Source organism: Modestobacter sp. VKM Ac-2978 (genome assembly GCF_026968025.1).
GTDB lineage: Bacteria > Actinomycetota > Actinomycetes > Mycobacteriales > Geodermatophilaceae > Modestobacter.
Genome location: NZ_JAPVBP010000003.1, coordinates 400355 through 422924, shown reverse-complemented (window position 1 = coordinate 422924; position 22570 = coordinate 400355). Strand labels below are relative to the sequence as shown.

Annotated in this window: 26 protein-coding genes and 1 pseudogene; 10 read left to right on the top strand and 17 right to left on the bottom strand. The window is 74.9% G+C overall.

The genetic code is table 11. From position 1 onward, the window contains the following. Positions 1 to 37 precede the first annotated feature (37 nt). Positions 38 to 241: a PspC domain-containing protein gene (locus tag O2W53_RS09690; RefSeq protein ID WP_269162845.1), complete on the top strand. Its 204-nt coding sequence runs from the start codon at positions 38 to 40 to the stop codon at positions 239 to 241. A gap of 28 nt (positions 242 to 269) precedes the next feature. Here the strand turns inward: O2W53_RS09690 and O2W53_RS09685 are convergent, their stop codons facing one another. The 8 genes from O2W53_RS09685 to O2W53_RS09650 form a co-directional block, all read right to left on the bottom strand. Next, positions 270 to 557 (bottom strand): DUF2516 family protein, encoded by a 288-nt coding sequence (locus O2W53_RS09685; protein ID WP_269162844.1) that lies wholly within the window; start codon positions 555 to 557, stop codon positions 270 to 272. A gap of 139 nt (positions 558 to 696) precedes the next feature. Continuing rightward, positions 697 to 1599, bottom strand: a complete 903-nt coding sequence (locus O2W53_RS09680; protein ID WP_269162843.1) for a hypothetical protein — start codon at positions 1597 to 1599, stop codon at positions 697 to 699. Next, the gene (locus O2W53_RS09675) at positions 1596 to 2096 is read right to left on the bottom strand and encodes a helix-turn-helix domain-containing protein (RefSeq protein WP_269162842.1); all 501 of its coding nucleotides are present in this window, start codon (positions 2094 to 2096) and stop codon (positions 1596 to 1598) included. Before O2W53_RS09675 ends, O2W53_RS09680 begins: the two co-directional genes overlap by 4 nt. 43 nt (positions 2097 to 2139) lie before the next feature. Next, a complete protein-coding gene (locus O2W53_RS09670) occupies positions 2140 to 3141 on the bottom strand; it encodes an asparaginase (RefSeq protein WP_269162841.1) in 1002 nt (333 codons plus the stop codon). Then, a complete protein-coding gene (locus O2W53_RS09665; RefSeq protein WP_269162840.1) occupies positions 3141 to 3704 on the bottom strand; it encodes an RsiG family protein in 564 nt (187 codons plus the stop codon). The genes O2W53_RS09670 and O2W53_RS09665 overlap by 1 nt, the downstream gene beginning before the upstream one ends. Further along, a complete protein-coding gene (locus O2W53_RS09660) occupies positions 3701 to 4567 on the bottom strand; it encodes a 3-keto-5-aminohexanoate cleavage protein (protein ID WP_269162839.1) in 867 nt (288 codons plus the stop codon). Before O2W53_RS09660 ends, O2W53_RS09665 begins: the two co-directional genes overlap by 4 nt. After that, on the bottom strand, positions 4564 to 5676 hold the full coding sequence (gene ygfZ / locus O2W53_RS09655) for a CAF17-like 4Fe-4S cluster assembly/insertion protein YgfZ (RefSeq protein WP_269162838.1): 1113 nt from the start codon (positions 5674 to 5676) through the stop codon (positions 4564 to 4566). Before ygfZ ends, O2W53_RS09660 begins: the two co-directional genes overlap by 4 nt. After that, entirely contained in the window at positions 5673 to 6122 is a 450-nt protein-coding gene (locus O2W53_RS09650) for a Fur family transcriptional regulator (protein WP_036336768.1), read from the bottom strand. The genes ygfZ and O2W53_RS09650 overlap by 4 nt, the downstream gene beginning before the upstream one ends. A gap of 40 nt (positions 6123 to 6162) precedes the next feature. Here O2W53_RS09650 and O2W53_RS09645 point away from each other — a divergent pair, with 40 nt between their 5' ends. The 3 genes from O2W53_RS09645 (at position 6163) to O2W53_RS09635 (ending at position 9542) form a co-directional block, all read left to right on the top strand. Continuing rightward, positions 6163 to 7008 carry an aminotransferase class IV gene (locus tag O2W53_RS09645; RefSeq protein ID WP_269162837.1) on the top strand — a complete coding sequence of 282 codons (846 nt, stop codon included), beginning with the start codon at positions 6163 to 6165 and terminating at the stop codon, positions 7006 to 7008. Positions 7009 to 7078: 70 nt separating this feature from the next. Further along, positions 7079 to 8476: a Na+/H+ antiporter NhaA gene (gene nhaA / locus O2W53_RS09640; protein WP_269162836.1), complete on the top strand. Its 1398-nt coding sequence runs from the start codon at positions 7079 to 7081 to the stop codon at positions 8474 to 8476. 337 nt (positions 8477 to 8813) lie between these two features. Continuing rightward, positions 8814 to 9542, top strand: coding sequence for a hypothetical protein (locus O2W53_RS09635; RefSeq protein WP_269162835.1), 729 nt, complete (start codon positions 8814 to 8816; stop codon positions 9540 to 9542). A gap of 34 nt (positions 9543 to 9576) precedes the next feature. Here the strand turns inward: O2W53_RS09635 and O2W53_RS09630 are convergent, their stop codons facing one another. From O2W53_RS09630 to O2W53_RS09620, 3 genes and pseudogenes are all read right to left on the bottom strand, one after another. Beyond that, positions 9577 to 10677, bottom strand: coding sequence for a DUF885 domain-containing protein (locus tag O2W53_RS09630; RefSeq protein ID WP_269163061.1), 1101 nt, complete (start codon positions 10675 to 10677; stop codon positions 9577 to 9579). A gap of 58 nt (positions 10678 to 10735) precedes the next feature. Continuing rightward, positions 10736 to 11278 (bottom strand): annotated as a pseudogene (locus O2W53_RS09625) (DUF885 family protein); the annotation flags it as partial. 5 nt (positions 11279 to 11283) lie between these two features. Then, positions 11284 to 11856, bottom strand: a complete 573-nt coding sequence (locus tag O2W53_RS09620; protein WP_269162834.1) for an FABP family protein — start codon at positions 11854 to 11856, stop codon at positions 11284 to 11286. Between the two features lie 287 nt (positions 11857 to 12143). Between O2W53_RS09620 and O2W53_RS09615 the strand changes: the two genes are divergently transcribed. Both O2W53_RS09615 and O2W53_RS09610 read left to right on the top strand, forming a co-directional pair. Then, positions 12144 to 12995 (top strand): alpha/beta fold hydrolase, encoded by an 852-nt coding sequence (locus tag O2W53_RS09615; RefSeq protein ID WP_269162833.1) that lies wholly within the window; start codon positions 12144 to 12146, stop codon positions 12993 to 12995. 10 nt (positions 12996 to 13005) lie between these two features. Further along, a complete protein-coding gene (locus O2W53_RS09610) occupies positions 13006 to 14754 on the top strand; it encodes a putative bifunctional diguanylate cyclase/phosphodiesterase (protein WP_269162832.1) in 1749 nt (582 codons plus the stop codon). Here O2W53_RS09610 and O2W53_RS09605 read toward each other — a convergent pair. After that, positions 14688 to 15659 (bottom strand): NAD-dependent epimerase/dehydratase family protein, encoded by a 972-nt coding sequence (locus tag O2W53_RS09605; protein WP_269162831.1) that lies wholly within the window; start codon positions 15657 to 15659, stop codon positions 14688 to 14690. The two genes, O2W53_RS09610 and O2W53_RS09605, sit on opposite strands and share 67 nt — an antisense overlap. 131 nt (positions 15660 to 15790) lie before the next feature. On the opposite strand from O2W53_RS09605, the gene O2W53_RS09600 reads away from it, so the two are divergent. Both O2W53_RS09600 and O2W53_RS09595 read left to right on the top strand, forming a co-directional pair. Continuing rightward, positions 15791 to 16480, top strand: a complete 690-nt coding sequence (locus O2W53_RS09600; RefSeq protein WP_269162830.1) for a TetR/AcrR family transcriptional regulator — start codon at positions 15791 to 15793, stop codon at positions 16478 to 16480. A 2-nt stretch (positions 16481 to 16482) separates the two neighbouring features. Continuing rightward, positions 16483 to 17247: a DUF4184 family protein gene (locus tag O2W53_RS09595; RefSeq protein WP_269162829.1), complete on the top strand. Its 765-nt coding sequence runs from the start codon at positions 16483 to 16485 to the stop codon at positions 17245 to 17247. A 58-nt stretch (positions 17248 to 17305) separates the two neighbouring features. Here the strand turns inward: O2W53_RS09595 and O2W53_RS09590 are convergent, their stop codons facing one another. The 5 genes from O2W53_RS09590 to O2W53_RS09570 form a co-directional block, all read right to left on the bottom strand. Next, positions 17306 to 17599, bottom strand: coding sequence for a DUF1416 domain-containing protein (locus O2W53_RS09590; protein WP_269162828.1), 294 nt, complete (start codon positions 17597 to 17599; stop codon positions 17306 to 17308). A gap of 6 nt (positions 17600 to 17605) precedes the next feature. After that, complete coding sequence (locus tag O2W53_RS09585; protein ID WP_269162827.1) at positions 17606 to 18433, bottom strand: sulfurtransferase; 828 nt, start codon at positions 18431 to 18433, stop codon at positions 17606 to 17608. Between the two features lie 275 nt (positions 18434 to 18708). Then, on the bottom strand, positions 18709 to 19056 hold the full coding sequence (locus O2W53_RS09580; RefSeq protein ID WP_269162826.1) for a TlpA family protein disulfide reductase: 348 nt from the start codon (positions 19054 to 19056) through the stop codon (positions 18709 to 18711). 59 nt (positions 19057 to 19115) lie between these two features. Next, entirely contained in the window at positions 19116 to 19805 is a 690-nt protein-coding gene (locus O2W53_RS09575; RefSeq protein ID WP_269162825.1) for an LmeA family phospholipid-binding protein, read from the bottom strand. A 21-nt stretch (positions 19806 to 19826) separates the two neighbouring features. After that, positions 19827 to 20648, bottom strand: a complete 822-nt coding sequence (locus O2W53_RS09570; protein WP_269162824.1) for a hypothetical protein — start codon at positions 20646 to 20648, stop codon at positions 19827 to 19829. 182 nt (positions 20649 to 20830) lie between these two features. Here O2W53_RS09570 and O2W53_RS09565 point away from each other — a divergent pair, with 182 nt between their 5' ends. Continuing rightward, positions 20831 to 21568 (top strand): winged helix-turn-helix transcriptional regulator, encoded by a 738-nt coding sequence (locus tag O2W53_RS09565; RefSeq protein WP_269162823.1) that lies wholly within the window; start codon positions 20831 to 20833, stop codon positions 21566 to 21568. Continuing rightward, positions 21552 to 22520 (top strand): mycothiol synthase, encoded by a 969-nt coding sequence (gene mshD, locus O2W53_RS09560; RefSeq protein ID WP_269162822.1) that lies wholly within the window; start codon positions 21552 to 21554, stop codon positions 22518 to 22520. Before O2W53_RS09565 ends, mshD begins: the two co-directional genes overlap by 17 nt. Positions 22521 to 22570 lie beyond the last annotated feature (50 nt).

The following is a 22570-nucleotide window of genomic DNA, read 5'->3' as shown; positions in this document are numbered from 1 at the left end:
GTGTGCACCTGCCCGGCCCCCGGCCTAGGGTCGGCCCATGAATGCTCCCGCATCCCGACGGCTCACCCGCGACACCCGGCACAAGGTCATCGCGGGGGTGTGCTCCGGTCTGGCCCGCCGTTTCGGCCTGTCCCGCACCGGTCTTCGAGTGGCGTTCGTCGTCTCCTGCGTGCTCCCGGGCCCGCAGTTCATCGCCTACCTCGCACTGTGGGTGGTCATGCCCCGCGACGACCGGTACTGACCCCGCCCCGTCCTGGGGCGGTGAGAGCTCACCAGTTCGAGTTGCCCCGGGGCAGCTCGCGCACCGCAGGCCGCACGTCCACCAGGTAGACGACCGCGGCGATCACGGCCGGCAGGCCGAGGAAGCTCAGCGGCCCCTGCCAGAGGAGCACCAGCGTCGCGATGCCGGTGATCGCCATCCAGCCGGGCTTGCTCAGCTTTCCCGCCGCGACGAACGCGGCGGCCGGTCGGATGATCGCGTCGATGAAGGCCCACACCGCGAGGGCGAGGGTCGCGTAGAAGACGACGAGGTTGATGAGCCCGTCGATGCCAGCCATGTCAGAAGGATAGGCGCGCCGAGCCCCGCGGCGGCGCCTCGACCCTCGCGGCACCCGCCGGCCCTGACCCCTCGCCGGTGACAGCACTGCGCCCCGGCACCCGCAGTGCGGGGGCCGGGGCGCTGTGCTCAGCTCTGTGTCAGCTGGTGGCGTCGGTGCTCTTCGCCGGGACGGCCAGCGGGTCGGGCAGCGTGGTGCCCTCGGACATCACCGGGGCGACGGTCGCCGGGGTGGCCTTGGTGGTGCGCTTGGCGGCCGCCTTCTTGGCCGGGGCCTTCTTCGCCGGGGCGGTGGTCTCCCGAGCGCTGCGCTTGGCCGAGTCGGCGACCTCCTGGGTCTCCTGCTGCGCGGCGTCGACGGCCTTGTCGGTGCGCGACTTGGCCTTCTGCGCCACCGAGGTGACCTCGTCGGAGGCCTTGCCGATCGTCTCGCCGGTCTCCTCGAGCACGTCCTCGACGGTGTCCTCGACGGCGTCGACGGCCTTGTCGGTGCGCGACTTGGCCTTCTGCGCGACCGAGGTGACCTCGTCGGAGGCCTTGCCGATCGTCTCGCCGGTCTCCTCGAGCACGTCCTCGACGGTGTCCTCGACAGCGTCGACGGCCCGCTCGGTACGGGCCACGACCTTGCGGAACGCCGGCTGGGTGCGGAGGTCGTCGACGACCTTCTCGCCGCGACCGGCCAGCTCCTCGATCGCGCCGAGCGTCTGGGTGCGGGCGCTCTCCACGAGGCCGGTGACGGTGCCGAGCACGGTCTCCGGGCGGACGGTGGTGGCGACCCCGCGGGCCTGCTCGGCACGGACCCGGGCCTCGGCCGCGGCCTGGGCGGCGCGGGCGCGGGCGGCCTCGACGCGGCTGCGCGCCTCCTTGCTGGCCAGGTCGGCCTGCACCTGGGCCTCGCCGGGCAGTGCCTCGGCGCGGGAGCGGAAGGTGCCCACGACGGTGCGGGCACGGTCGACCGCGACGTCGCCGGCGCCGAGGGCGGCCAGCAGGCCGGTGCGGACGAAGGTCTCGCCGTGGTGCTTCAGGGTGTCGGTGCGGCTCATGCCGTCTCCTCCTGGGGAGTGGGGGTGGGTGCGGTGGTGGTGGGAGCGGCCGCCTGCTCGCGGGCCAGCTGCGCGGCGTGCTCCCGGGTGTAGGTCTCGTACAGCTCCAGGAGCACGGCCTTGTGCCGCTCGGAGAGCGCCTCGTCGGCGCGCAGGGCGGCCACGGTGCTGGCCGTGCCGGACCGCCGGTCGAGGATCCCGGCCTGCTCGTAGAGCGTCTCCGCGGAGATCTTCAGGCCGCGGGCGATCTGCGCCAGGATCTCGGCGGAGGGCTTGCGCAGCCCGCGCTCGACCTGGGACAGGTAGGGGTTGCTGACACCGGCCCGGCGGGACAGCTCGCGCAGCGACACCTCGGCGGCGTTGCGCTGGGTGCGGATGAACTCACCCACCGAGGAGCTGACGGTGGTGTTCACGGTCGAGGCCTCGGCGGCCGCGGTCGCCACGCTCTCGCGGACCGCGGTCACCTGCTCCCGGACGAACTCCGTGGGTCGCTGCACAGCCCCACGCTAACCCAATGCGCTAGCTCCTGCAAGCAGACTGCTAGCGGCTCGCGCCACTGAGGACCGCGGCCGCCCGGACCTCGCCCACCACGCCCTCGCCGCCGGTCACGGGTGTGACCAGCCACCGGGCCAGCGTCTCCGCCGGCACCCCCAGCCGCCGCAGCCCCGCAGCCAGCGCCGGCGCCCGGCCGCGGTCCCCGCCGTCGTCCAGCTTCAACGCGACCGCCCCGGCCCCCGGCAGCGCCGCGACGTGCACGCCGTCGGCCCCGCCCTTCACCAGCAGACCGTCCACCGCCTGCATCAGCTCGGTGTCCTCCCGGCCGGTGCCGGCCACCAGCCAGGGGTGCGCGCGCATCGCGTCGGCGACCCGACGCCCCGGCGTCCCGGGCTCTCCCTGCACCAGCGACAGGACGCCGCGGGCCAGCCCGGTCAGCGAGATCGCGTGCTGCGGCGCGCCGCACCCGTCGACCACGACCGCCGCGACCGGCTCCCCCGCGGCCTCGCCCAGCCGTGCCTCGATCGCCTGCTGGATCGGGTGCTCGCGGTCCAGGTACCCGGCGGTCGGCCAGCCGGCCGCGGCACAGGCGGCCAGCATCGCCGCGTGCTTGCCCGAGCAGTTCATCGCCAGCCGCTCCGGCGCCCGGCCGGCCACCAGCCACTCCGCGCGGGTCCGCTCGTGCTGCGGCAGCGCCGGCGGGCAGCCCAGGTCGTCGGGGCCCAGCCCGGCGGCGGCGAGCAGCTCGCCGGCCAGCGTGCGGTGCTCGTCCTCACCGTTGTGCGAGGCGGCCGCGATGGCCAGTTCCCGGTCGTCCCGCGGCTGCCAGCCCGCCTGCAGGTACGTGGTGGCCTGCACCGGCTTGTTCGACGAGCGCGGCAGCACCGGCCGGGCGACGTCGCCGACCTCCAGCAGCGGTGCGCCGTCGGCACCGAGCACGACCAGCGCGCCACGGTGCACCGACTCGAGCACGTCGACCCCGAGGCCGGCGCGCCACACCTCGACCAGGACGGGCTCGTCGGCCCACTGGCTCAGGCGGTCACCCATCAGGCGCGGTGCCGGGACTCGTCGGCCAGCAGCTGCGCCACGTCGGCCAGGCCCTCGCGGTAGCGGCGGGCCAGCTCACCGGCGACGGTGTCCATCACCTGCTGCACGCCGCGGCGCCGCTCGGACAGCGTCCGCTCCCCCTCGCCCAGCGCCCGGGCGGCCTGCTCCAGCTGGTCGTCGGGCAGGGACGGGACGTCGGACAGGTCGACCCCCGGCGCCAGCCCGTTCACCCAGGTCTCGAACTGCTCCGGGGACGTCGGCTGGACGGTCTGGTGCCGGCCGAGCCCGTGCGCGGGGCCACGGCCCTTCTCCGACAGGATCTCCGGCAGCAGGTCGACCAGGGAGCGACCGTCGTGCTCGGCCCGGCGCTGCAGCTCGCGCCGGACGATGTCCAGCCGGCCCTGGAGCAGCCGCCGGGTGTAGGAGAGGTTGACCTCCTCCTGCTCGGCGCGGTGCCGCAGCGCGCGGACCTCGGTCATCGGCAGCTCGTCGACCCCGTCCAGGAAGGACGGGTCGAGCAGCTCGTCGACGCCGGCGCCGCCGGCGGGAGAGGGGACAGTCATCGGGAGACCTCCGCAGTGGTGGGGACGCGCGTGATGCCCAGCAGCTGCCGGGCCTCGGTCGGGGTGAGCGGCGGGCGCTGGGCGATCCGGGCGAGCCCGGCCGCGCGGGCGACCAGCTGGGCGTTGTCGCGCACCGGCTCGCCGGGGGCATAGGTCAGCGTGTCCTCCATGCCGACCCGCAGGTGGCCGCCGGCCGACAGCGCGGCCAGCATCACCGGCAGCGAGGTGCGGCCCACGCCGGTGGCGGCGAAGGTGGCCCCGGGCGGGAGGAACGGCAGGCAGGCGGCCAGCGCCGCCGTCGTCCCGGGCATGCCGCCGGGCACCCCCATCACCAGGTCGACGTGCACGTGCCCGCCGGCGGGCGGCCCGTGCCGGTCGAGCAACCGGGAGAGGGTCGTCAGCTGGCCCAGGTCGAACACCTCGTACTCGGGCACGATCCCGCGCTGCTGCATCTGGGTGTGCAGCTCGACGATGAGGTCCCAGGGGTTGTAGAAAACGTCCCGGCCGAAGTTGACCGTGCCCAGGGAGAGCGAGGCGGCGTCCGGCTCGGCGTCCAGCACCGCCAGCCGCGCCTCGGCCGGGTCGGTGACCGCGCCGCCGGTGGAGAGCTGCACGACCAGGTCGGTGCTCTCCCGGACGGCGGCGACGACCTCGCGGACCCGGGGCAGGTCCAGCGTCGGCCGGGTGTCGGTGCCGCGCACGTGCAGGTGCAGCACGGCGGCGCCGACGGCCCGGCAGTCGCGGGCGCTGCCGACCACCTCGTCGACGGTGACCGGCAGCGCCGGGACGTCGGCCTTGGCCGACTCGGCGCCGGTCGGTGCCAGGGTCAGCAGGGTGCCCTGGACGCCGACCGGAGTGCTCACCGGCCGATCGTCGCAGACCGGACCGCGCGCACGCGGTCGCGGGCCGCCGCCCGGGTGTCGTCGAGTGCCGCCGGGGCGTCGTCGGGGTCGATGACGGCGACGGCCTCCCCGACCCGCAGGTCGGCGTCGGGTGCCACTGACTGCTTGACCAGCGCCAGCCCGATCACGCCCAGCTCGTGGTGGCGGACCACGCTGCCCACCCGGCCGACCTCACGCGTGCCGGCGGTGACCGGACTGCCCGGCGCGGGGAGCACCTCGCTCATCCCGTCCAGGTGCAGCAGCACCTGGCGGCGCGGCGGGCGGCCGAGGTTGTGCACCCGGGCGACCGTCTCCTGGCCGCGGTAGCAGCCCTTCTCCAGGTGCACGGCGCTGTCCAGCCAGACCAGCTCGTTGGGGATGGTGCGGGAGTCGGAGTCGATCCCGGCGCGCGGACGGCGGGCCTCGACCCGCAGCGCCTCGTAGGCGTCCAGGCCGGCGAGCACCGCACCGGCGGCCAGCAGGGCGTCGGCCCGGGCGGCCACCTCGGCCCGCGGCACCAGCAGGTCGACGACCGCCGCCGTCCCGTCGCCGATCGCCGGCATCCGGCGCACCCAGCCGCCGTCCGCCAACGGCGCCACCTCGTGCACCTCGGACGGCACCGGCCAGTCGGCTGCGGTGAGCACCGCGTCGCCCTGCGGCCCGACCAGGCTGAGCAGGGCCCAGCCCTCGGTGCGCAGCTCCGGCTCGACCCGCAGCATGAACCGCATCTTCTGCAGCCAGGCGGTCAGCGCCGCACCGGTGCCCGGTTCGACGTCGGCCCAGGTGGTGCCGGCCAGCTCGGCCAGCACGGCGTGGTGCTCGACCCGGCCGTTCGGGTCCAGGAACAGCGCCTCGGTGCCGGTGCCGTCGGGCATCGCGCGCAGGTGCTGCGAGGTGAGGTCGTGCAGCCAGCTCAGCCGGTCGGGGCCGGGGACGGCGACGACGTCCCGGTCACTGCGGTCGACCAGACCGGCCCCCTCGGCCAGCCGGCGCTGCTCGGGCAGCGGCTCGCCGTAGTGGGCCGCGACCGAGCCACCCCCCTCGAGGTCGAGGGCGACGGCACCGGGGCGCTGCAACAGGGGGGAGCTCATGCGTTCTCCTTCTCCGCGCAGGCTCGACAGGTGCCGGACAGCGCCACGTGGCCCACGTCCAGGGTGAAACCCAGCTGGGCGCTCAGACGTTCCGCGGCACTGTCGAGCAGCTCCGGGTCGACCGAGTGGATCTCGCCGCACGACTGGCACACGACGTGCAGGTGCGGGTGCTGGGCGGCGTGGTAGATCGGTGCGCCCTTGCCCAGGTGGGTGTGCCAGACGAGGCCGAGCCGCTCGAGCAGCTCCAAGGTGCGGTAGACCGTCGAGGTGTCCGGGGCGGCGCCGTCCGGGCCGGCCTCGGCCCGCAGCCGGGCGCCGATCTCCTCCGGGGTGCCGTGCTCCAGCGCGGCGACGGCCGCGAGCACCCGCTGTCGCTGGCTGGTCAGCCGCAGACCGCGAGCCCGCAGCTCGGCGGCCAACGGCGGCGCGCTCTCCGGTCCGGACACGGTGCCGAGCCTAGTTCGCCGGTACGGCAGGGTGGACGCCGTGACGAACGCGCGGGTCGTGGTCTGGCGGGACGGCGCAGCGACGGTGGTGGCCCCGGACGAACCGGTGGTGACCGGGTTCGACCTGGGGCTGGGGCGGGGCGACGGCGTCTTCGAGTCGGTGCTGGTCACCGGCGGGACGACCCCGCACCTGGACGCCCACCTGACCCGGTTGCGCCGCTCGGCGTCGATCATGGAGCTCGCCCACCCCGGGGACGACGCCGTCCGGGCCGTGGTGGCGGCCGGGGTCGCCGACTGGCCGGCCGACGTCGAGGGGGCCTGCCGGGTCCTGCTCACCCGCGGCCTCGGGGACGGCACCCCACCGACGCTGCTGGCCCTGCTGGCCCCGGTGCCGGCGGAGACGCTGCGACAGCGCGAGGAGGGCATCGCGGTGGTCAGCCTCTCCCTGGGCGTGCCCGCCGACGCCCGCGCCACCGCCCCGTGGCTGCTGGGCGGGGCCAAGACGCTCTCCTACGCGATGAACATGGCCGCCCTGCGGCACGCGCACGCGGTCGGCGCGGACGACGTCGTCCTCACCTCCGTGGAGGGCCGGCTCCTGGAGGGCCCGACCTCGACCGTCGTCTGGGCCGCCGGCGGCCGGCTGCACACCCCGCCGGTGGAGACCGGCATCCTGGCCGGGACCACCCAGGCCCGGCTGTTCGAGCGGGCCGAGGCCGCCGGGTGGCCGACCGCCGTGACCGCCGGTTCGGTCGAGGACCTGCAGGCCGCCGACGCGGTCTGGTTGCTGTCCGGCATCCGGGGCGCCGCCACGGTCACCCGGCTGGACGGGGTGTCCCGGGGAGATGCCGGGTCGTCCCAGCGGGTGCGCGAGCTGCTGGCCCGGTAATCTCTTCCGAGGTGCGCCGGGAAGTCTGGTCGGCAACTCTCTTCCCGACCCTGCACAACGGAGCCGCCACGTGACCACACCCGCCCGCTTGTTCAGCCGGGGGTCCTACCCGGAGGCCACGCGGATCGCCGCGATCCTCCGCAAGGAGACCATCGGCGGGGCGCTCCTGCTGGTGGGCACCGTGATCGCCCTGGTCTGGGCGAACTCGCCCTGGGCGGAGTCCTACGAGGCGCTGCGCGACACCCGGGTGGGCCCCGAGTCGCTGCACCTGGACCTCACCCTCGGCACCTGGGCGGCCGACGGGCTGCTCGCGATCTTCTTCTTCGTGGTCGGGCTCGAGCTCAAGCGGGAGTTCGTCGCCGGCGACCTCCGTGACCCTCGGCGGGCGGCCCTGCCGGTCGCCGCGGCCGTCGGCGGCATGGTGGTCCCCGCCGTCCTGTTCGTGCTGGTGAACCTGGGCACCGGCGACGGCGCACTGCGCGGCTGGGCCATCCCGACGGCCACCGACATCGCCTTCGCCCTCGCCGTCCTCGCGGTGATCAGCACCCACCTGCCCACCGCGCTGCGCACCTTCCTGCTGACCCTGGCCGTGGTCGACGACCTGCTCGCCATCACGGTGATCGCGATCTTCTACACCTCCGACCTGGCGATCACGCCGCTGCTGCTGTCGCTGGTCCCGCTCGCCGTCTTCGGGTTCCTGGTGCAGAAGCGGATCCGCTCCTGGTGGCTGCTCATCCCGCTCGCGGTCATCACCTGGGTGCTGATGCACGAGTCCGGGGTGCACGCCACCGTCGCCGGGGTGCTGCTCGCCTTCACCGTGCCGGTCGTCCGCAGCCAGGCCGCCGGCGGCCCGGACGCGGGCCCCGGCCTGGCCGAGCACCTCGAGCACCGAATCCGCCCGATCTCCGCCGGGTTCGCCGTCCCGGTGTTCGCCTTCTTCGCCGCCGGCGTCACCATCGGCGGCTTCTCCGGTCTGGTCGAGTCGCTGTCGGACCCGGTCGCCATCGGCATCGTCGTGGGCCTGGTGGCCGGCAAGACGCTCGGCATCACCGGCGCCACCTGGCTGGTGTCCCGCTTCACCCGCGCCGAGCTGGACGAGTCGCTGGGCTGGCCCGACGTCATCGGCCTGTCCATGCTCGCCGGGATCGGGTTCACCGTCTCGCTGCTCATCGGCGCACTCGCCTACGGCGAGGGCTCGCTGCGCGACGAGCACGTGAAGGTCGGCGTCCTGGTCGGCACCCTGACGGCGGCCGCGCTGGCCTCGATCCTGCTCAAGTCGCGCGACCGCCGCTACCGCCGGATCGCCCTGGAGGAGACCGAGGACCTCAACGCGGACGGCGTGCCCGACGTCTACCAGACCGAGGACGGCCGGCAGGTCCGCACCGTCGACGACAAGGCGACCCACGACCCGGACTGGAAGGGCACGCCCCCGCCCGGGCGCACCGCCGGCCCGTCGTCCGACACCTGAGAAAAGGTCGTTGCCGAGCCCTCGTCCGCGTCGTACCGTCGTGGCACACGAGAGAGGAGGTGGTCCCGAAGTTGATGACTTACAGGACACGTGAGGTGGCTGTCCGCTAGCCGCCGTCCAGATGGGCCGCCCGTTCAGAACCTGTGGAAGACCCACAGCACCTGAGCGACGGCACTCCCGCCCGTCCGTCGATGGCGGCAGGCGAGAACCGGACAGTCACCCGACCCCCGGGCTGCCGACGTTGTCCAGTCGGCCCGTGAGTCGCTCCCCACCACGGTGGGTACAGCGCCGCGGAGCAGCCCGGGGGTTGTCCGTTGTCTGGGGGGAGGGGTCGGGCGTGCAGTTCACCGGTCGCTCCGTCGCCCTGGACACCTCGGCCGGCATCTGGCTCGCCGAGTCCGCCGCGTCCGCCACGCCGGCAACCGTGGCCGCGCTGGTCCCCTCCTCCTTCGAGGCCATCGCCCGGGTCTTCCACCCCGCCGTGCGGTACGTGGGGGACGACGACGTCGAGGTCCCCTGGGCCTCCGTCGCAGCCGCCAACGGCACCACCGTGCACCCGCTGATGCAGTGGGGCTCGGTCACCGGCGCGATGGAGTACTTCGAGAACGACGACCAGTCGCCGCTGTGGCACGGCGCTCCTGCCCGCGGCCACCTCCCCGCCCCGGTCGCCGAACGCCTGGTCGCGGTGCTGTCCCGCTGGACGACGACCCCCGACGTGTGCTGGTTCGCCGTGGCCCAGGGCGGCGCCGTCATCACCGACCACCCGACGCTGAGCCTCCCCGACCGCGAGTACTGGCTGATCAACGGACCGATCGAGCTGGCCGCACAGAACATGGCCGCCGAGCCGTTCGAGCAGAGCGCCAACCTGTGGTGGCCGGCCGACCGCGCCTGGTGCGTGGTGACCGACATCGACCTGGTCAGCACCTACGTCGGGGGCAGCGCCGCCTGCATCGCCGAGCTGTTCGCCGTCGAGGGCCTGGAGGTCGTCCCCGCGGCTCCCGGCCAGCGCACCACCTGGGACGCCGACCAGGTCAACCCCACCCCACCCGACGCCCCCGACTGCTAGGCGACAGAAATGGCCATTTCTGTCGCCCAGCGGGTCAGAGTTGGGCGAGTTCGGCGGCCAGGTCGTCGAGGCCGAGGCTGCCCTGGGAGAGCGCGGCCATGTGCCAGGCCTTCAGGTCGAAGTCGGCGCCCCGCGCCTGCTGGGCCGCCTCCCGGCCGGCCAGCCAGGCCCGCTCCCCCAGCTTGTAGCTGATCGCCTGCCCGGGCATGCCGAGGTACCGCACGAGCTCGCTGTCCAGGAAGTCGGCGTCCCGGCCGCAGTTCTCCCCGAAGAAGGCGCGCGCCAGCTCCGGCGTCCACGGCTCGCCCCGGTGCGCCGCAACGGCGCCCTCGGCGTCGTCGGGGATCGGCAGCTCCAGGTGCATGCCGATGTCGACCACCACCCGGACGGCGCGCATCTGCTGCGCGTCCAGGTAGCCCAGCCGGGCCCCGGGGTCGGTCAGGAAGCCCAGCTCGTCCATCAACCGCTCGGCGTAGAGCGCCCAGCCCTCGACGTTGGCCCCGACCGACCCCAGCGAGGTCTGGTAGGACGACAGCTCACCGGAGACGTACGCCCACTGCGCCAGCTGCAGGTGATGACCGGGGACGCCCTCGTGGTACCAGGTCGAGACCAGGTCCCACAGCGGGAAGCGCTCCCGGCCCAGCGTCGGCAGCCAGGTGCGGCCGGGACGGGAGAAGTCCTGGGTCGGCCGGGTGTAGTACGGCGCCGCGGCGCTGCCCGGCGGGGCGATCATCGCCTCCACCTGGCGCACCGGGCCGGCGATGTCGAAGTGCACCCCGTCGAGGGCCTCGATCGCGGTGTCCATCATCGCCTGCAGCCGCTGCCGGACCGGCTCCACGCCCTGGACGGCCTCGCCGTGCTCGGTCAGCCAGCGCATCGCCTCCATCGGGGTGGCCCCCGGGAGCACCTTCTCGGCCTCGAGGCGCTGCTCGGCCAGGATCCGCTGGTGCTCGGCCCAGCCCCAGGCGTAGGCCTCCTCCAGCCCGGTGCCGGTGCCGAGGTCCGAGCCGTTCCACGAGCGGGCGAACCGGGCGTACCGCTCGCGGCCGACCGCGTCGGGGGTGCCCTCGGCCTGCGGGGCGTACTCGTCGCGGAGGAAGTCGCGGACGGCGGCGACCGCGGCGTCGGCTCGCAGCAGCGGCGGCGTCGAGCTCGGCGCGCACCTCGTCGGGGCCGGCGGCGACCAGAGCGGCGAAGTAGGGGCCGGCCAGCCACTCGTCGAGCTGCCCGACGACGGTGTGCACCTGGCGGGGCGCGGCGAACAGGCCCTGCGCGGCCCCGGCGGTCAGCGACTCGCGGTAGCCGCGGTAGGCCGCCGGCACCCGGGCGAGCCGGCGGGCCAGCACCGCCCAGTCCTCCGGGGTCCTGGTCGGCATCATCGAGAAGACCTGCCGGATGGCGTGCACCGGGGAGAAGAGGTTGGAGACCGCCCGCAGGTCCTCGCCGGCCTCGTGCAGGTCCAGCGCAGCCGTGAGCCGCTCCCGCAGCAGCCGCGCACAGCGGCGCTCGACCGGGTCGTCGTCCAGGGACGGGTCCGCGGCCAGCACGCGGTCCAGCTCGGCGAGCGTGGCCCGGATCAGCTCGGCCTCGGCGGCCAGCCCGGTCGGGCTGGTGTCCGGCAGCCGGTCGTCACCGGGGCGGGTGCCCAGCTGGGTGGCGACGATGGGGTCCAGGTCGCAGACCGCGTCGACGTAGCGGTCGGCGACCTGGCGGGGGGTGGTGGCTGGCTGCGTCACGGGGTTCAGCGGATCCTCTCCAGGCGGGCGGACATGGTGGGGCGCAGCGGCTGGTCGCCTGCCGCCCGGTCGACGGCGTAGAGCAGGGCGCCGTCGACGATGCCGTAGAGCCGCTTGGCCCGGCTGGTGTCGGGGTGGTCGGGGGTACGGGCCAGCACGTCGCTGTCCAGCTCCCAGCTGGTCGTCGTCCGGGCCGCGCCGACGTAGATCTCCACGAGGCCGGCCGGCGAGCTGACCAGCAGCTCCACCTCCTCCTCGCCGCGGGGCCGCCAGAAGCCGGACTCCCGCTGGTCCGGGCCGTCGACCTGGCCGTCGGCGGTCAGCCGCCAGGTGCGCGACTCGTAGCTGAGGAAGCCGCGCCCGTCGTGGGCGAAGCGGACCCACTGCCCGAAGCGGTGGTCGCCCCCGGTGCCGGCGGCCTGTCCCTCCCCGTGCCACTCGCCCAGCAGCGGCAGCACCGACAGCAGCTCGTGTGCCACCTCGGGCCCCTCGCGGACGTCGACGGTGTCCGGGACCGGCAGCTCGGTCGGACCGGCGACCGGCCCGGTCGGCAGGCCGGGCGGGACGGGGGCGCTCATCGTGCGCGCCCCGGACGCTCGGCGCGGGCGACCCGCCACGCCGAGGCGGCGAAGCCCAGCGCGACCAGTGCGACGAGGGTGATGAGCACCCAGGCGGAGAACAGACCCATGCCCGTCACGGTAATCCGGACACCCTGCGCCCACCGGGAGCGGGGCGGCCTCACCCGGCCGGGCGATCTCCGGCGGCAGCCGCCGACTCCGCTCAAGCGTCGGCGCGCACCGGCCGACGTAGGAAGTGCACGACGGATCTCGAACCCCGTGGATCCGAGCCCCCCGAGGTGGAGAACATGTCGATGGACGCGGCCCTCCGGCCGACCGAGGCCCTGACCGGACCGGTGGCAGAGCGGCTGCACGTGACCAGCACCGGCGACCCGGACGGGCCGGTGCTGCTGCTGGCACACGGCTTCGGCTGCGACCAGGGCATGTGGGACGGCGTCCTGCCGCACGTCAGCGCCGACCACCGCGTGGTCCGCTACGACCTGATGGGCTACGGCCGGTCCGACGTCGCGGCCTACGACCCGGTCCACTACGCGACCCTGGACGCGCACGCCGAGGACATCCTGGCCATCTGCCGGGAACTCGACCTGCACGACGTCACGCTCGTCGCGCACAGCGTGAGCACGATGATGGCCCTGCTCGCCGCGGTCCAGGAGCCCGGACGCTTCCGGCAGCTCGTGCTGGTGGCCGCGTCCCCGTACTTCCTGCAGGACCCGGCCGACGGCTACGACGGCGGCTTCTCCACGGCCGACATGGCCGAGGTCGCCGGCGCGCTGGACAGCAACTACTTCACCTGGGCCGAGGCGATGGCCCCGGTGATCATGGGCACCCCGGACGCCCCGGACAACGGCGCCCGGCTCACCGCCAGCTTCTGCCGGGTCGATCCCGACGTCGCCCGCCAGCTGCTGGTCATCATGTTCACCACCGACTTCCGCCCGCTGCTGCCCCGGGTCACCACCCCCACGGTGGTCGTGCAGAGCCGCGCCGACGCCCTGGTGCCCCCCTCGGTCGGTGACCACCTGCACGCCCGGCTGACCGGCTCGACGCTCGTGCAGCTCGAGGCCATCGGGCACTGCCCGCACATCAGCGCCCCCGAAGAGACGGCCGCGGCCATCCGCGCCCACCTGCTGCCCCGGCGCTGAGGGTCCGACCATGAGGGACTACGCGGAGCTGTGGGAGCACGCCCCGAGCGGACACCTGCTGCTGGACGACGACGGCCTGATCACCGCGGTCAACGCCACCTTCACCGACTGGACCGGACACACCGCCGCGGACCTGCTGGGCACCCCGTTCCCGACGCTCCTGCCGATCGGCGACCGGGTCCTGTACACGACGCACTCCCTCCCCCAGCTGATGGTCAGCGGCCGGATCGCCGAGGCCTCCGTCCAGGTCGTCGGGCCCAACGGGTCGCGCCACCCGGCCCTGCTGAGCGCCACCCGCGTGGAGGGCGCGGACGGCCCGGAGACCCGGGTCGCGCTGGTCGACGCCCAGCAGCGCCGCCGCTACGAGGAGGAGCTGCTGGCCGCGCGGCGGCGGGCCGAGGAGTCCGAGGCGCGGATCACCCAGGCCGAGGCAGAACTCGCCGAACTCGTCCACCACGACGAGCTCACCGGGATGCTCAACCGCCCGGGCCTGCTGCGGGCGCTGCACGGCCGGCTCGGGGCGGCCCGCACCGACCGGGGTGACGACTCGGTGCCGACCGTGCTGTTCGTCGACCTCGACGGCTTCAAGACGGTCAACGACGCCCTCGGGCACGCCAGCGGTGACGAGCTGTTGCAGGTGGTCGGGCGGCGGATCAGCTCCGCCGTCCGCGCCGGCGCGGACGTCGCCCGCTTCGCCGGCGACGAGTTCGTCGTCCTCGACGACGTCACCGCCGCCGGCGCCGCCCGGGTCGCCGAGCGGCTGATCGACCTGCTCGCCGAACCGGTCGTGCTGCACGGCGTGGAGGTCGTCGTCACCGCGAGCGTCGGGATCTGCTCGGCCGAGGTGCCGGTGACCGGGGCGGACACGACCGAGCTCGCCGAGCTCCTGCTCCGCCGGGCCGACCACGCCATGTACCGGGCCAAGGCCCAGGGCAGCGGCCGCTGGACCGCCCACCGCCCCGGGGACAGCGACCCGGGCGCCGACCGGCTCCTGCTGCTGGAGCAGCTCCGCAACGGCATCCGCCAGGGTGAGCTGCGCGTGTACTACCAGCCCCGCCGGCACCTGCCGACCGGGCAGCTGAGCGGCGTCGAGGCACTGGTCCGCTGGCAGCACCCGACCCGGGGGCTGCTCCAGCCGGCCGCGTTCATCGACGCCGCCGAGCAGTCCGGCGTCATCCGCGAACTGGGCGCCTGGGTGCTGACCGAGGCCGTGGAGCAGGCCGTCCGCTGGGACGCGTCGGGCGGGCCGGCGGGGCTGCAGACGGCGGTCAACCTCTCCGCACGCCAGCTCGCCGACCCCGACCTGGTGCCGCTGGTCGCCCGCACCCTGGCCCGCGCCGGGCTGCCGGCCTCCCGGCTGGTCCTGGAGATCACCGAGACGGCGCTGATGAGCGACCCCGACGCCGCCCTCCGCTCGCTCCAGGCGCTCAAGGCGCTCGGCGTCCTGCTGGCCGTCGACGACTTCGGCACCGGCTTCTCCAGCTTCACCTACCTCAAGCGGTTCCCCGTCGACGAGCTGAAGATCGACCGGTCGTTCGTCACCGGGATGACCACCGACGCCGGCGACCACGCGATCGTCGCCAGCTGCGTGCACCTCGCCCACGCGATGGGCCTGGTCGCCGTCGCCGAGGGGGTGGAGACCGCCGCCGAACGCGACGCCCTCCGCGCGCTGGGCGCCGACCAAGCCCAGGGCTACTTCTTCAGTCGACCGGTCCCGCCCTCGGCGCTGCTCGCCGAGCCGGCCGACGTCCCCGCCTGAGCGGTCGCCTGCACCACCTCCGCCCAGGGGGTGGCCTCCAGCCCGAGGACGGCGGTGGTCTCGCTGCTGTCCAGGACGAAGTCGGCGTCCCACTGGTGCCGGATCGCGACGAGCTCGCGCATCTGGGAGTCCGCGGCCCCCAGCGCGCGCAGCACCGGCCACGGGATGCCGCTGACCCGCGCCGGCCGGCTGCCCATCGCGGCGGCCACGTCGGTGAGCACCTCCCGCTGGCTGCGCGGCTCCCCGCTGGGGACCATCCACGCCCGCCCCTCCGCCCGCGCATCGGTGCCGAGGGTGACCAGCGTGGCCGCGACGTCGGGGACGTAGGTCCAGCTGTGCCGGGCGTCGGGGTCGCCGATCACCCAGGCCCGCCGGCCGGCGCGCAGCGTGGCCAGCTGGCGGACGACGTGCGACTGCGGGGGCGGCACCGTCGGTCCGACGAAGTCCGACGCCCGTGCCTCGGTGACCCGCAACCGGCCCGCGGCCCGCGCGGCGAGCGCGTCGGCCCACATCGACGCCTTGAGCCGGCCCTTGACGTCGGTCGCCGCGAGCGGGGTGTCGGCGGTCATCGGCCCGCCGGGGCGGCCGTACCCGTAGAGACTGCCCATGACGACCAGCACGCCGGCGTCCTCGGCCGCGCAGCGCACCGCCGCGGCGATCGGCGGCCAGTCGCGGGTCCACCGGTCGTAGCGCGGCGGGTTGACCGCGTTGTACAGCGCGTCGGCCGCACCGACCGCCGCGGAGAGCGCAGCTCCGTCGGCGGCGTCCACGGCCCGGTGCTGCACGTCGCCGGTGCTCGTACCGCCGCTGCGGGAGAGCACCACCACCTCGTGCCCCCGCTCGGCCAGCAGCTGGGCGGTCGCCGTCCCCACCGGGCCCTTGCCGAGCACCACGTGTCTCCCCATGTCGTCCTCCGGTCGTCGTTCGAGAGCAGTGCTCTCGGCGGTGATGCCGTCGACCGTCCTCCCACCCCTCATTCTTGTCAAGAGCGGTGCTCTTGATTGCGTGCACCGCTCTTGGATGGCAGGCTGCACCGGTGCCGCCCACCACCGCCCGGGCGCGGGCCCGCGCCGAGATCACCGCCGAGATCACCGACCTCGCCAAGCAACAGCTGGCCACCGTGGGTGCCGCGGGCCTCTCGCTCCGGGCCGTCGCCCGGGAGCTGGGCATGGCCTCCTCCGCCGTGTACCGCTACTTCCCCAGCCGCGACGACCTGCTGACCCGGCTGATCATCGACGGGTACGACGCCCTGGGAGAGGCCGCCGAACGGGCCGACGACCCGGCGGCGCGGCCGGTGACCCGGTGGCTCGGGGTCTGCCGGGCCGTGCGTCGCTGGGCCCTGGACCACCCGCACGAGTACGCGCTGCTCTACGGGTCACCGGTGCCCGGCTACCGGGCGCCCCGGGACACCGTGCCGGCGGCCATCCGGGTCGGCGCCGTGCTGGGCCGGGTCCTCGGCGACGCCGCCCACGCCGGGCTGCTCCCGCCCGCGACCGGCCGGGCGACCGGCGTCGTGAGCCCCGACGCCATCCCGGTGCTGGGCGGGGAGCACCCGACGCTGGACGACGCCGTGCGGGCCCGGGCCCTGCTGGCGTGGAGCAGCGTCTTCGGCACGATCAGCTTCGAGCTCTTCGGCCACTTCACCGGCGCATCCGCCGACCCGGACGCGTTCTTCGACGACGCGATGCGCGACCTCGCCGGGCTCGTCGGCCTGCGGGACGCCTGAGCGTGCCCTTCACCGGCAGTCACCCCGCCGCCGTCCTGCCGTTCCTGCGCACGCCACTGCCCGCCTCGGCGCTGGTGGCCGGCAGCCTCGCCCCCGACCTGCCGTACTACCTGCCCGCACACCCCGGGTTCCGCACGCACACCGCGCTCGCCGTGGTGACCGTGGACCTGCTGCTGGGTGTGCTGCTGTGGGCGCTCTGGCACGGGCTGCTGGCGGCGCCGGCGCTGCACGCCACCCCGGCAGGCCTCCGGGGCCGGCTGGACGGTGCGCGGCTGGGTCTGCGCCGGCGACTGCGCACGCCGGGACAGGCGGCGCTGGCGGTGGCGGCGCTCCTCGTCGGGGCCGCGACGCACGTGCTCTGGGACGAGTTCACCCACCCCGGTCGCTGGGGAACCGAGCACGTCACGCTGCTGCGCGAACCGTGGGCGGGCCTGCCCGGGCACCGGTGGGCCCAGGAGGGCAGCGGGCTGCTCGGGCTCCTGGTCCTGCTGGCCTGGCTGGTGTGGTGGTGGCGACGCACTCCCGCCGTCCCGGCGCCGCACCGGCCGGCCTGGTGGGCGCCCTGGCTGGTGGTGGCGGGGGCCGGTGTCGTCGGCGGGCTGACCGCCGTCCCCGGCGCGGCCGATCTGCGCTCGGCCGCGGTCGAGGCCGCCTTCCGCGGCGGCGGGGTGGCCGCCGGGACCGCGCTGGCCCTGGCCGCCGTGTGGTGGGTGCGCCGGCTCGCAGACGACAGCGCCCGCCCCGGCCGGAGCCGGAGCGGGCACTGACCGGCCTGCTTCCAGGGGCCCGCCCTGAGCTTGCGAAGGGTGGGGAGGAAGCAGGTCCTCACGCGATGGCGAGCGTGGTCTCGTTCAGCCCGACCTCGGCGTCGATCGCCCGCTCGGCGCGGCCGACCGGCGCCAGGGTGCGCAGCGTCCAGCGACCCGGTGCGGCGAAGAACCGGAACTCACCCTCCGGGCTGGTCACCACCTCGGCGGTGAACTCGTCGGTGGCGTCCAGCAGCCGCACGTACGCGCCGGCGACCGGGGTGCCGTCGTGCCACACCGATCCCTGGATGACGGTCTGGGTGCTCAGGTCGACACCGGCCAGGCTGCCGCCCTGCTTGGGGGCTCCGCACATGTCAGCTCACTTCTCGATCGGGACGCCGACCAGCGAGCCGTACTCGACCCAGGAGCCGTCGTAGTTCTTGACGTCGGACTTGCCGAGCAGCTCGCGCAGGACGAACCAGGTGTGGCTGGAGCGCTCGCCGATGCGGCAGTACGCGATCGTCGGCTTGGTCTCGTCGTAGCCCTGCTCGGCGTAGAGCTTGGCCAGGTCCTCGTCGCTCTTGAACGTGCCGTCCTCGTTGGCCGCCTTGCTCCACGGGATGTTCATCGCCGTGGGCACGTGCCCGGCCTTCTGCGCCTGCTCCTGCGGCAGGTGCGCCGGGGCGAGGATCTTGCCGGAGAACTCGTCGGGCGAGCGGACGTCGATGATGTTCTTGTTGCCGATCGAGGACACGACCTCGTCGCGGAAGGCGCGGATCGACAGGTCGGGCTCGCTGGCCCGGTAGGTGGTGGCCGGGCGCTCCACGGCGTCCTTGGACAGCGGGCGGCCGTCGAGCTCCCACTTCTTGCGCCCACCGTCGATCAGCTTCACGTCGCGGTGCCCGTAGAGCTTGAAGTACCAGTAGGCGTAGGCGGCGAACCAGTTGTTGTTGCCGCCGTACAGCACCACGGTGTCGTCGTTGCCGATGCCGCGCGAGGAGAGCAGCGCCTCGAACGCCTCGCGGCCGACGAAGTCACGGCGCAGCGGGTCCTGCAGGTCGGTCTTCCAGTCCAGCTTGACAGCGCCTTCGAGGTGGCCGCCGTCGTAGGCGCTGGTGTCCTCGTCGACCTCGACGAAGACGAGGCCGGGGTGGCCCAGGTGCTCCTGGGCCCAGTCGGCGGTGACGAGCACGTCGCTACGGCTCATGAGTGTGGTTCCTCCATCAGGTGGGGCGGATGGTGCGGACGTCGTGCGGTGCGGATCTGGAACGGGTGCCGCTCCCGTGCGGGACCGCGGAGCCGGTGTCCACCGGAGCGCACATCCGGCGGGGTGCGGCCAGGGCGTGCGGAGAGCGGCGCGGGACGGGGTCTCCGGCGCGGGGGTGCGGCCTCAGCAGGCCGGACAGCGGGAGCTGCCGACGCGGCACAGGTCGACTGTGCGGCGCGAGGTCAGCAGGGGGCCCACGGCGCGAGGGTAGCGGATCATCGCCCCGGCCTCACATGAGCGGCCACCAGGGCGGCCAGCTCCGCCGGCCCCGGCGCGCCGGTGTTGCGGGCCACCACCGTCCCGGCGCCGTCCAGCCAGATCAGCGTCGGCGTGACCCGCACGTCGAGCGCCCGGACCTCGTCCAGGTGGCTCTCGGCGTCCACGTGCACGTACGACAGCCCCGGATGCGTCGCCTCCAGGCGCTGCAGCCGGGCACGGGTGGCCCGGCAGGGCCCACAGAAGGCCGTGGAGAACTGGACGACGGTCAGCTCCGCCTCCGCCGGACGCACGCCGAGCCCGGCGAGGGCGGCCGTGGCGCCGGCGGTGCTGGTCGTCGTGGTCACCTGAGGGGCAACGGGCGCCCCGCCGGTCACATTCCGGCGGATCCGCCCGGCAGCGCCGATCAGCCCTGCAGCACCGTGTCGGTCGCCGCCACCACCACGAGGACGCCGTCCTCCCCGGGGTCGACGCTGGTCAGCTCCAGGCCGAAGGGCAGCTCCGGCACCGGGTACCGGAAGTCGAGCACGTCGACGGCCCGGTCCAGCACGAAGCCGGGGACGTCGACGCCCGCTGCCGATGCGTCCTCGACGTCGACCACCAGGTCCTGTCCGTCGAGGGTGACGTTGCCCCGGGCGATGACCGGGACCTCGATCCCGGCCAGGTCGATCGTGCGGTCGATCCGCAGCCGGTCGCCCTCCGGGGCCAGCCGGGTGTCGCCGCCGAGCTCCCGGGCGAGCAGTTCGTAGGAGAGCGTCGCCGTCCCGTCGACCTGCTCGACCGGGATCGCCTGGACCGAACCGGAGATCACGTCGGACAACGGCACCTGCACCCCGTACAGCTGCACGTCGGCGCGGGTGCCGGCCGGCTCGCCGAGCTGCTCGGCGGTCAGGCTGATCCGCACCTCGTCGTAACGACCGGCCAGCGCCTGGGTGAGGAACGGGAACCCGGTGATGTCGACCTCTGGCGTACCGGCCAGCCCACCGCGCTCGGCCACCTGCTCGGCGACCTGCCCCTCGGCGACGGAGACGCCGACCCGGTCGACCAGGAACAGCAGGCCGAGGGCGAGCAGCAGGACGATCAGCAGTGCCTTCACGTGTCGAGTCTCCCCTGCCGCTCAGCCGGCGCCGTACGAGGCGAGGGCGTAGGCCACGGGTGCGACGGCGGCCAGCGGGAGCACCGCCTGCACGACCGGCAGCGCCCAGCTCCACCCGCCGCGCTCGGCCACGACGTAGGAGGCGCCCAGCGCAGTCAGCGCGGCCGCCCCACCCAGTGCCGCGCCGTAGATGGCCGCCGACAGGGCGTCGACCAGTGCGTCGCCCTCGCGGCCCAGCAGGGCCACCCCCGTGGCGGCCAGCACGGCGAGGACGACGCCGAGCAGGCCCCGGGGCACGTCGGGGGTGATCTCCGGGCGGGGCAGCACGAGGTCGACCAGGTGACCGACCAGCAGTGCGGCACCGACCACCAGCACCGCCGTCTCCAGCGCCCGTGCCCCGCCCTCGAGCCGGGCCACCCCCAGCAGCACCGCCAGCGCACAGACCGAGCACAGCAGCAGGACGACGCCGGCCAGGGACGCGACGAGGTACCGGCGGGGTGCCGGGCGGGTCATCTGGTGGACGACGGCGGCCAGGAACCCCAGGCCGAGCACCGCCAGCAGCCAGTCCAGCTGCGGGCGGCCCGGGAGGAGCATCGCCGCGTCGGCCGCGATCGCCGCGGCGCCACCCAGGGCGAGGGACCCCGCGGAGCCACGGATGCCGGTGGCGACCACCCAGCCGGCGACCAGGCCCGCCTGGAGCAGCGCCACCGAGGCGACCCGCCCCGTGTCACCGAGCGCAGCGGGCAACCAGACGGCCACCGCGGTCACCACGACGACCAGGCCGGCGGCCGGGAGGTGGTGGGCGCGCGGGGACAGCTGCGTGTCCGGAGCGGCCTGCGTCACCCCGCGATCCTCGCAGAGGGTGCCCGGACCGCCGGGCACGCCGGCGTCGTCGTGTCGCCGGCGCGCGACCGGACCGTGCGGTGGGTCACGACCTCGCCGGGACGGCGGAGCACGTCCGCTATCCTGCAGCCTCACCTCGACAGCGCAGTCGACGGCCTGGGTCCGCCCAGTGAGGAGACGACATGCGACTCGTGCTCATGACCTCGGCCCGTCAGGCCACCACGGAGGTCCTCCCTGCGCTCGGGCTGTTGGCCCACCAGGTGCGCATCGTGCCCCCCGAGCTGTCCAGCCTGCTCGACGGTGACGCCGGGGACGTCGTCCTCGTCGACGCCCGGCACGACCTCGTCTCCGCCCGGACCCTGTGCTCGCTGCTCGCCTCGACGGGTGTCGCCGCCTCCCTGGTCGCGGTGCTGGCCGAGGGCGGCCTCGTCGCGCTGTCGGCCGACTGGGGCGTCGACGACGTCGTGCTCGACACCGCCGGCCCGGCCGAGGTCGACGCCCGGCTGAAGTGGGCCGCCGCCCGCCGGCTGGCCGCCGCGACCCCCGCCGACGGCGCGGAAGGCGGCGTGACGAAGGCCGGCGAGCTGGTCATCGACGAGCACAGCTACTCGGCGAAGCTCCGCGGCCGCCCCCTGGACCTCACGTACAAGGAGTTCGAGCTCCTCAAGTACCTCGCCCAGCACCCGGGCCGGGTCTTCTCCCGCGCCCAGCTGCTGCAGGAGATCTGGGGCTACGACTACTTCGGCGGCACCCGCACCGTCGACGTGCACGTCCGCCGGCTGCGCGCCAAGCTCGGCGCCGAGCACGAGGCGCTGATCGGCACCGTGCGCAACGTCGGCTACAAGCTCGACCAGCAGGTCGCCGACGCGACCGCGGCGGCCAACGTGGCGGCGATCGAGACCGGTGTCCCGCTCTCCTGAGCCCGCTCCGCTGAGCCCGGTGCAGGTCGAGGTCTCCGAACGGCTCCCCACCGCCGCCGTGGGCGAGGTGCGGGCCCTGCTGGAGGCCGCACTGGCCGCCGACGGTGTCCGGCCGGTCTCCGAGGAGTCCGAGCTGCGACTGCAGCACGGCGGCCCGGTCGGTGGCGCCGACCTCATCGTGCGGGACGACGCCGGCACGCTGCTCGGCTACGCCCGGCTGGAGCTGCCGCCCGGCGACCCGGAGGCCGAGGCCGAGCTCGTCGTGGCCGCGGCCAGTCGCCGTCGCGGCGTGGGCACCGCCCTGGTCGCCCGGCTCGAGGAGCTCGCTGCCGACCGGCCGCTGCGCGTGTGGGCCCACGGTGAGCTGCCCGGCTCGGCCGAGCTCGCCCGCCGCCGCGGCTACGACCGGGCGCGCGTGCTGCTGCAGATGCGCCGACCGCTGGACGGGGTCGACCCCGACCCCCGGCCGGCGCTGCCCGACGGGGTGTCCGTCGCGACGTTCCGGCCGGGCACCGACGAGGACGCCTGGCTGCGGGTGAACGCCCGCGCCTTCGCCTCCCACCCGGAGCAGGGCCGGTGGACCCGCGGCGACCTGGCCCTGCGCGAGGCCGAGGCCTGGTTCGACCCGGCCGGGTTCTTCCTCGCCTGGCGGGAGACGCCGGGCGGGCAGGAGCTGCTGGGCTTCCACTGGACCAAGGTGCACCCGGCCGGCGACGCCGGCGACGAACCGATCGGCGAGGTCTACGTGCTCGGCATCGACCCGGACGCGCAGGGGATGCGGCTGGGCCGGGCCCTGACCGACGTGGGGCTGGCGCACCTGCGCGCCCGTGGGCTGTCCGCCGTGCTCCTCTACGTCGAGGAGGAGAACACCACCGCCGTCGCGCTCTACGAGCGGAGCGGGTTCACCCGGCACGCCGTCGACGTCTCCTGGCGGCGCGCACCCCGGCGCTGAGCGCCTTCGCCGCCGTGCCCGCTGAACGCCTTCGCCGCCGTGCCCGCTGA